We start from the raw sequence: 7,966 nt of genomic DNA on the forward strand, positions 1-7,966 counted from the left end.
CTTAAAAAGGGGGGAACCGGAATCAAAGTCCCCCTTTTTAAGGGGGATTTAGGGGGATCTAGAACATTTTGTTACCGAGAAGAAAACTTTTAAAACATCCTTTAAAGCTTTGAACCAACAAATAATAGGGAAAAACTTTAATGCAGCTTAAAACTTCAAACTCGAACACTAAGACAGAAAGCAATCAGCCGTTTGGCACACTTCTAAATCTATCAAGTCCACAGAATTTGCTATCAACTCTGCAAGAACTTCGCCAGACTGTTGAAAGCGAAGGACAAGCCACCTTTAACCAGTGGAAATTGCACATTCATCGGACTGAGTTTCTTTCTAGTGCCTTAAATTTAGCTGAATATCTAGCTTTACGTCGGCATGATCTTCGCTCCCTCCAAGCTGCACTAATGCCTTGGGGCTTATCCTCATTAGGAAGGATTGAAGCACGGGTGATGCCCAATCTTGATGCTGTCATTGCCACCTTGGAACTCATTTGCGGCTCTGAGTCTGCCCAGCACCTCGAACGTCCACCCATCGAGTTCTTTTTTGAAGGCGATCGCTTACTACAACAGCACACCGAAGAATTGTTTGGTCAGTCTCCACCCCAGCGTCGGGTCAGAATTATGGTAACACTACCCAGCGAAGCCGCCACAGACTATGAGATGGTGCGAGAAATTATGCAACGCGGGGCAAATTGTGTGCGAATTAACTGCGCTCACGATACAACCGAAGCTTGGGGGAGGATGATCGATCATACCCGTCGAGCCGAACAGGAAACAGGAACGCCTTGTAAAGTCATGATGGATTTAGCTGGGCTGAAAATCCGCACGGGACAGGTACTTGCACCACTTGATAAAAAACGGGTATTTAAAGGAGATCATATCCTGCTGTCGCGGTGTGAGGCGGGTGAGTCCATTCCATCACCTGTAGACATTTTTCAAACTTGCTGTACGGTTCCCGAAATTCTCGATTTATTAACTGTTGACACCCCCGTATATATCGATGATGGCAAGATTCGGACTCGCGTAGTTGATACCCAGTACTCAGTAGCCAATGGACAACCGGGACTTTTACTAGAAGTGACGAATGCCAGCCCCAAAGGAGTTAAACTCAAACCGGAAAAGGGGTTGAATTTCCCAAATACAGTGTTACCTCTGAGTCCACTGACTGAAAAAGATTTATCCGACTTGGATTTTGTTGCCATCCACGCAGATATTATTGGCTACTCTTTTGTGCAACGATCTGCCGATATTGAGTTACTCCAACAAGAATTGGACAAACGCTCTCAGGGACGACTAACCCGACCGGCGATCGTGGCAAAAATTGAAACCGCGATCGCTGTTTCCAATTTACCAGAGTTAATCGTCTATGCCGCCGGGAAGCAAGCATTTGGGGTGATGATTGCCAGAGGCGATTTAGCCGTTGAAATTGGATACCAGCGTTTAACAGAAATCCAGGAAGAAATACTCTGGATTTGCGAAGCGGCTCATGTTCCTGTGATTTGGGCAACCCAAGTACTAGAGAGTTTGGTAAAAGATGGCACACCTTCGCGGGGAGAGATGACCGATGCGGCAATGGCTGAACGGGCTGAGTGTGTGATGTTAAATAAAGGGCCGTTTATTGCCGAAGCGATCGCCATTCTAGATGATGTTCTCACACGCATGGAAGCCCATCAATTGAAAAAAACGCCACAGTTGCGGGCGCTCCATTCGTGGTAATTTTTTTAACCTGAACTCACTGCTTCATCTACGGCAGACTTCTAAAAAACAATTTAATTAGGCTTAAAGCAATGATTATTAATGATCAATTTCAAGGGACGCAGCCCGTCGGAACCCAAAATAGCGATCGCGTGGCAGTTTTGCTTGCAGGGTATGGTGAAGTGCAATCTTACCGCGCTCTGAGTGTTTACAACCAAGCTGCAACAAAGTATATTGCATCTCAATTTGTGCCGATTCCAGAATGGCTATATCCTCTTGCTGGTTGGTTTCTTGCACTTCAAGATTTGTACAATTTTGGGGTAAAGCACGATCATTTCATGTCGCCCGAAAATGAGATTTTTGAAAAACAACGTCTTGGTATTGAGGAACGGTTACAACACCAATGGGGCGATTCTCATTCCGAGAGGCTGCGCCAACGGGTGCAAGTGTTCAAAGGCTTTTATTTCTGTCAACCCTTTGTGCAAGAAGTTGTAACAGATATTATTGAGCAAGGGTTTCAAAATTTGCTAATTTATCCAATGCTTGTAGTCGATTCTGCATTCACGGGCAAAATAGCTGTAGAGCAAGTTAATGAAGTTATTGCTGCAACTGCATCTCTAAATAAGCCTCAACATTCGACCTTCAAAGCAATTCGATATATTCCAGCCTTTGCAACTGAGCCAACCTACATTGATTTGATGGTGCGACGGATTAAGGAAACTCTGAATCAGCTATTTGTTGGTCGCTTTTTTGAGTCTCAAATTGGCATTGTATTAACGGTTCACGGTGGCCCAGAAAAAGCGCAAGGACTGTTAACCGGGGTAATTGATGGACAAATCCTTTACGATCGCGTCCAAGCACAGTTACAACATCAATATCCATTAATCTCCATCGGTTGGGTGAATCATGACACACCTTTCATTAATTGGTCACAGCCCGATCTGAAACAAGCCGCCAAAAGTTTGATTACAGCAGGTGCCCAAACCATTTTATTTAAACCCCTCGGCTGGGTGACAGATAATTATGAAACTATTCTCGATGTTGAAGATGCGATTCAATATTTGCAGCGTCAATATCCAACGGTGACTTACACACGGCTCGGTTGTGTCAATGACGATCCTGATTTCCTAAAAATAGCCGCAGAATGGGCAAATCCTCACATTGAAGCAATGCTGTCAGTGCCGCAACACCACGAGCATATTCAAGCTAGAAGACTTGATTTTGACTGAACTTTGAAATAGGTTAGACGAAGAGCCTTTCATGCCACGATTCATCGCAAACCCCCGGATTATTTATAGGTGAATTTTTTGAGAGCGATAAGCCGGAGGCTTGACACTGCGCGTATCGCACCCGAATACTTCCCAACTGTAGATGAGAAATCAATGATGGGTTTGAGGGTGACACGCCCAGGGCGATCGCCCTGTCTTGCTTCATCCCATTCTACTTCGACTCAAATCAGGAGCTTTCCCCATAAATATGTTTAATAGCAAGACTGATTGGGTGAAACAACATCTGCTGCCCCAACTGCGCCACGAACTGCATCCCACTCGCTTACTGCCTAACCTAACGGTTGGTTTAACAACTGGGGCGATCGGTGTACTCTTCGATCTTTCCTACGCGGTGCTGATCTTTTCTGGCAGTTTGTCTTCGCATCTGTCTCCGGGAATTGGGCTAGTCCTGTTTAGTGCCGCCTCAACCCGCATCCTGGTTGCCCTAACCAGTTCCTTGCCGGGTATGGTGGCTGACTTAAGCACCGTTCCCACTGCAATTCTTGCTTGGAGCGTCGGAGCGATCATTAAGAGCCTGCCGCCTACCACATCCGCCATTGAACTGTGGATGACCGCATTGGCCACGATCGCGTTAACGTCTCTACTCACGGGTGCATTTTTGCTGCTGTTAGGTTGGCTGCGGCTAGGAAAACTGGTGCGATCAATGCCCGATGCTGTCATCGGTGGCTTTATTGCCAGCACGGGTTGGCTGCTGGTCAAAGGTGCCTTCAAGCTGATGACCGATCACCCGCTCGAACTAGCTCAACTGCCCGTCTTGCTGCAAGCTCAGGTCTTAATGCAGTGGCTACCCGGACTGCTGCTGGCACTTTATCTGCTGCTGATTTCTCATCTTCGGTCGCATCCCCTGATTCTCTCTGCAAGTTTGGTTGGCTCGATCGCCCTGTTCTACATTCTGCTCTCGCTCAGTGGCACATCTGCGGTGCAAGCTAGTAATCAGGGGTGGATATTAAACATTGCTGCCACTCCAAAGGATCATAGCTCGCACTCTCACTTTCTTAATCTATCGCAGGTACACTGGAGCGCGATCGCGGCTCAGTGGATGTGTCTGGCAACCGTAAGTGTGACGGCGGCAATTTCGCTGTTGATGAATGTGAGTTCTCTCAAGCTGGTGACACAGCAGAAGATTGACACCAACCGAGAACTGACGATCGCAGGGATAGGTAATCTGGCCATCGGGCTGTTTGGCGGCATTCTCAGCTTCCATTCCCTCAGCAAATCGATACTGGCACATAAGATGGGAAGCAATCGGTTAGCGACATTAATTGATGCGGGAGTATTCCTAGTTATCTCCACACTAGGGGTTTCGCTGCTCTCCTACTGTCCTAAGCCCGTTCTGGGGGGTTTGCTGCTGTTTTTGGGTTTGTCGCTGCTGATCGAGTGGGTAGTTATAGCTGGGTTTAAGCTATCGCTGAGAGACTATCTGGTGGTGCAAATGGTGCTGGTTGTTAGTGCGACCGTTGGGTTTGTGCAAGGATTGACCGTGGGGTGGATGGCAGCGATCGGCTTGGTGGCGATCGGCTGGGGTGAGAGGCAATTGGCTAAATCTAGAACATAGAAGGCGATATGCCTGATCGATTTTAGGTGCAGAAGCTGTACAAATCACTTGCCCGCTAACAAATTCCACCAATAATTGAGCTTTCAGCGTATGGCACTTTTGCTTACCACTGTAGTAGTGTTTCTGTTTTTTGGGGGCGTTCAATCTCAACTTCACCCACATCTATAAATTCAACGAAACCTTGAGATCAAAGGACGCTTATTATGAATAGAAAAAAATTTATTGGCATTGCTAGTGGGACAATAATTGCAACTGTGACAACATCTTATTTGTTGAGTGATAAAAGGAATCTTTTAAGGGCGGATATAAAACTAGAAAACGATAACAAAGAAACTCTCAAACCGGATGAAGAAGAGATTCTGTTTCTCGCCTCCCTTGCGCCGAGTGGACACAACACCCAACCGTGGTTTATTCAATATCTCGAACCTTATCACTGGATTATCGGCAACGATAAAAGTAAATGGCTACCTGCTGTTGATCCGACTCAGAGAGAAACAATTTTATCAATCGGTACTTTTATTCAAAATCTGGAATATGCCGCTAGTTATTTTGGCTATGACTGCCATTGGAATTTGCTAGCTAAGACCAATCAGGACAAACAGGTAATGGAAGTAAAATTGAACAAAAAAGAATTAAAAAATGCTTTTGATATTGCAAAAATAAAAAATCGCCGCACTGTTCGTTCCGATTTTTTAAGTAATGTGCTGAAACCAGAAGATATCAAATATCTTGTCAATTCAGAATCGGAATTTATTCATTATCTACCTGTTACTAGTAAAGAAAGTCAATTTATCAACGAACAAACTATTGTTGCTAACCGCCTTCAGTGCGATCGCAACCCAGCGCAGCAAGAGTTAGCCGACTGGATTAGATTTTCCACTAAGGATGCTGAGAAATATCGTGATGGGCTGACAACGGCAAGCATGGAAATAGAAGGATTTTCTGGTTGGGTGGTGCGGAACTTTTACAGTAAAGATAATGTGATGAAAAAGGATTTCCGAGAGAAAGGGATTGATAAAATTAAACAGGAAGTGTCGCAATCGGCAGGTTGGATTCTCATTACCAGTAAAGACAATTCCGTGGCGACATTGCTGGAAACTGGCAGAAGAATGCAAAGACTTTTCCTGAAAGTGCGGGAAAAGAGTATTGCGATTCATCCGATGACTCAGATATTAGAAGAAGCCTCAACGAGACAAACTCTAAATCAATCAATTGGCATTAGCGAAAATATTCAATTTATATTGCGATCGGGTTATTTGAAGAATTATCCGTCGCCAGTTTCACTACGCCGCCCCGTTGATTGGTTTATACGGAAATGATGGGGAATTTATCATGAGTTATCTTTTTTAAATATCATCAGATGTCGATGTTATTATCATTCGGGAGAATGAAATCTATGAAATGGCAACAATTAGTTCTAGCTTTTATAGCCAGCATTTGCTTAATATTTGCAGGCAATGCCCTGGCGCAGACTGATATTAATATTAATAATACCAACCTGATTCGCTTTGGTGGAAGCGTAACTGTACCAGAGAATCAAGTTGTCGAAAACGCTTTGGCTTTTGGGGGGAGTGTTACGGTATCACCTAATGCCAGAGTTTTGAAAACTGCGATCGCTTTTGGCGGGGATGTCATCCTGAAAAAAGGAGTGCGGGTAGAGGGTGATGCTTACTCCTTTGGCGGCAAAATTGTACAGGAAGAAGGTGCGATCGTTGGTGGTGAGCGTACCACATTTAGCGATAGAAATGGGATGATGCATGGTTCAAATCGAGTCAGAATTAGCTTCTTCGCTCAATATTTCTTCAATGCCATTTTTAGAATTAGTGCCGCCGTAGTAGCAGCTATTCTCGGTCTGATTATTTTGCATACCAATCCACAATTCCTACAAAATTTGGCTACAAAATTGCGTCAACACCCCACTTTGGCTGTTTTATGGGGGATGGGGGCGATTGTCGCCATTATCTTTTTTAGCGTGTTTCTGGCGATTACGCTTATTGGTATTCCTCTGATTCCACTACTAAGTCTGACTGCGATCGTCACTTCTCTGGTAGGGTCATTAGGTGTGGCGCTTTTTGTTGGTCAAAGCTTAGTCAGTAATGGCAATTGGTCGTTACAGCAGCAGTTCTTGGTGGGTTTGGCAATTCTTACAGTTTTGACACTAATTCCATTTTTCGGAGGGTTAGTAGTTTTCTTAGTCAATCTATTTGGCTTGGGTGTCATCTTGCTGTGGCAATTTGGTAAAGAAAAACCTCAAATAGCTACTTAAATAATTCGTAATTCGTAATGACGCTCGCGGACTCGCTAACGCTGCGCTAACGTAATTACGAATTACAAATTACAAATTATTTTAATTTACCAACACCTTCGTACTATCTACCATTTGTCGTCGCTTTCTCTGTATTCGGTGTCATCACTGCTGCGATCGTCGTTGTTGGTGCAGTCTTCAGTGCAGTATTCCCCACGGATTGCTTACTACTCTTGCGTGGTTTACCCCCTGCTTGCATATACTGCAAACTGTTCTTACCATAGCGCGTCGCCACACTCATCAACATTTTTTCCGAGTAGCTTCTCAAATCCTGCTCTAGCAATTGAATCTGCCCTACCGCTTCATCAACCGTGGAAAGCATTGTGTTGTAGCTCGATAGCTTCGTTTGCAAGGTTTGAATCCGCTTTTCATACTCCGCTAAATTCAAGCTATTGTCAAACTCAAGGGTTTCGCTAATTGATCTCATCCCCGATATCCGTAGCGTTGCCTTATCCAATACCGTAGAACTGCGTTTTAGTCGCGCCATGAATGCCTCTTCTGCAAAAAAATATGTAAAAATTACTACAGACTTGTGATTCCACTTTAGCTATTTGCCATTCCTTTTACCCTGAGTAAAAACCACCAAAACTAAAGTAAAGTTTACGGTAATATCTGATATTTATTCCCTAATTTCACTTGAAATCTTTAAAATCATTTGTATAAAAAATTTTAGAAGAAGAATTCAAAACTCATACCATTTATTTGTGAACAAGTACCCAAATATCGTGTTGAAGTACCCAAATATCGTGTTGAAGTACCCAAATATCGTGTTGAAGTACCCAAACATCGTGTTGAAGTACCCAAACATCGTGTTGAAGTACCCAAACATCGTGTTGAAGTACCCAAACATCGTGTTGAAGTACCCAAACATCGTGTTGAAGTACCCAAACATCGTGTTGAAGTACCTAAATATCAGTTAACTTTTATTGTATCTGTCCCAAAAGTTTTGAGAGGTTAGTGGTGTTCAGATCCCCGACTTCTTGAAGAAGTTGGGGATCTAGCAGCCCCACAAAATCAATGAGACAGACCACGCGCTGAAGGTTTTGAGTCTGTTAAATTTTAGTTAAAATGTTCGGCTCTTGCGCTACTTTTATGGTAAAAGTTAAAATAATTTAAATTTCATGCCTAT

The 7,966-nt window shown here is 44.0% G+C and carries 7 protein-coding genes and 1 pseudogene; 5 read left to right on the top strand and 3 right to left on the bottom strand.

What is annotated here, in order from left to right:
* Positions 1-140: 140 nt before the first annotated feature.
* Positions 141-1,709, top strand: coding sequence for a pyruvate kinase (locus HWQ37_RS31735; protein WP_292754851.1), 1,569 nt, complete (start codon positions 141-143; stop codon positions 1,707-1,709).
* Between the two features lie 71 nt (positions 1,710-1,780).
* Complete coding sequence (locus tag HWQ37_RS31740; RefSeq protein ID WP_292754854.1) at positions 1,781-2,917, top strand: ferrochelatase; 1,137 nt, start codon at positions 1,781-1,783, stop codon at positions 2,915-2,917.
* A 13-nt stretch (positions 2,918-2,930) separates the two neighbouring features.
* Here HWQ37_RS31740 and HWQ37_RS31745 read toward each other — a convergent pair whose 3' ends face one another.
* Positions 2,931-3,122: a hypothetical protein gene (locus HWQ37_RS31745; RefSeq protein ID WP_292754858.1), complete on the bottom strand. Its 192-nt coding sequence runs from the start codon at positions 3,120-3,122 to the stop codon at positions 2,931-2,933.
* Between the two features lie 42 nt (positions 3,123-3,164).
* Between HWQ37_RS31745 and HWQ37_RS31750 the strand changes: the two genes are divergently transcribed.
* The gene (locus tag HWQ37_RS31750; RefSeq protein WP_292754860.1) at positions 3,165-4,532 is read left to right on the top strand and encodes a SulP family inorganic anion transporter; all 1,368 of its coding nucleotides are present in this window, start codon (positions 3,165-3,167) and stop codon (positions 4,530-4,532) included.
* Between the two features lie 33 nt (positions 4,533-4,565).
* On the opposite strand, the pseudogene HWQ37_RS31755 reads toward HWQ37_RS31750, so the two are convergent.
* Positions 4,566-4,707: pseudogene (locus tag HWQ37_RS31755) on the bottom strand (IS5/IS1182 family transposase); the annotation flags it as partial.
* Positions 4,708-4,735: 28 nt separating this feature from the next.
* Here HWQ37_RS31755 and HWQ37_RS31760 point away from each other — a divergent pair.
* Both HWQ37_RS31760 and HWQ37_RS31765 read left to right on the top strand, forming a co-directional pair.
* Entirely contained in the window at positions 4,736-5,851 is a 1,116-nt protein-coding gene (locus HWQ37_RS31760; protein WP_292754863.1) for an Acg family FMN-binding oxidoreductase, read from the top strand.
* A 77-nt stretch (positions 5,852-5,928) separates the two neighbouring features.
* Positions 5,929-6,798 carry a DUF8173 domain-containing protein gene (locus tag HWQ37_RS31765; protein ID WP_292754866.1) on the top strand — a complete coding sequence of 290 codons (870 nt, stop codon included), beginning with the start codon at positions 5,929-5,931 and terminating at the stop codon, positions 6,796-6,798.
* A 103-nt stretch (positions 6,799-6,901) separates the two neighbouring features.
* On the opposite strand, the gene HWQ37_RS31770 is transcribed toward HWQ37_RS31765, so the two are convergent.
* Positions 6,902-7,324: a hypothetical protein gene (locus HWQ37_RS31770; protein ID WP_292754869.1), complete on the bottom strand. Its 423-nt coding sequence runs from the start codon at positions 7,322-7,324 to the stop codon at positions 6,902-6,904.
* Between the last annotated feature and the right edge of the window lie 642 nt (positions 7,325-7,966).

It is taken from the genome of Nostoc sp. NMS4 (assembly GCF_017115095.1).
Lineage (GTDB): Bacteria > Cyanobacteriota > Cyanobacteriia > Cyanobacteriales > Nostocaceae > Nostoc.

Excerpts from the sequence above, each read along its gene's own strand:
- HWQ37_RS31770 (WP_292754869.1), bottom strand. The coding sequence starts at position 7,324 with ATGGCGCGACTAAAACGCAGTTCTACGGTATTGGATAAGGCAACGCTA.
- HWQ37_RS31750 (WP_292754860.1), top strand. The coding sequence starts at position 3,165 with ATGTTTAATAGCAAGACTGATTGGGTGAAACAACATCTGCTGCCCCAA.
- HWQ37_RS31740 (WP_292754854.1), top strand. The coding sequence starts at position 1,781 with ATGATTATTAATGATCAATTTCAAGGGACGCAGCCCGTCGGAACCCAA.
- HWQ37_RS31745 (WP_292754858.1), bottom strand. The coding sequence starts at position 3,122 with ATGAAGCAAGACAGGGCGATCGCCCTGGGCGTGTCACCCTCAAACCCA.
- HWQ37_RS31765 (WP_292754866.1), top strand. The coding sequence starts at position 5,929 with ATGAAATGGCAACAATTAGTTCTAGCTTTTATAGCCAGCATTTGCTTA.
- HWQ37_RS31760 (WP_292754863.1), top strand. The coding sequence starts at position 4,736 with ATGAATAGAAAAAAATTTATTGGCATTGCTAGTGGGACAATAATTGCA.
- HWQ37_RS31735 (WP_292754851.1), top strand. The coding sequence starts at position 141 with ATGCAGCTTAAAACTTCAAACTCGAACACTAAGACAGAAAGCAATCAG.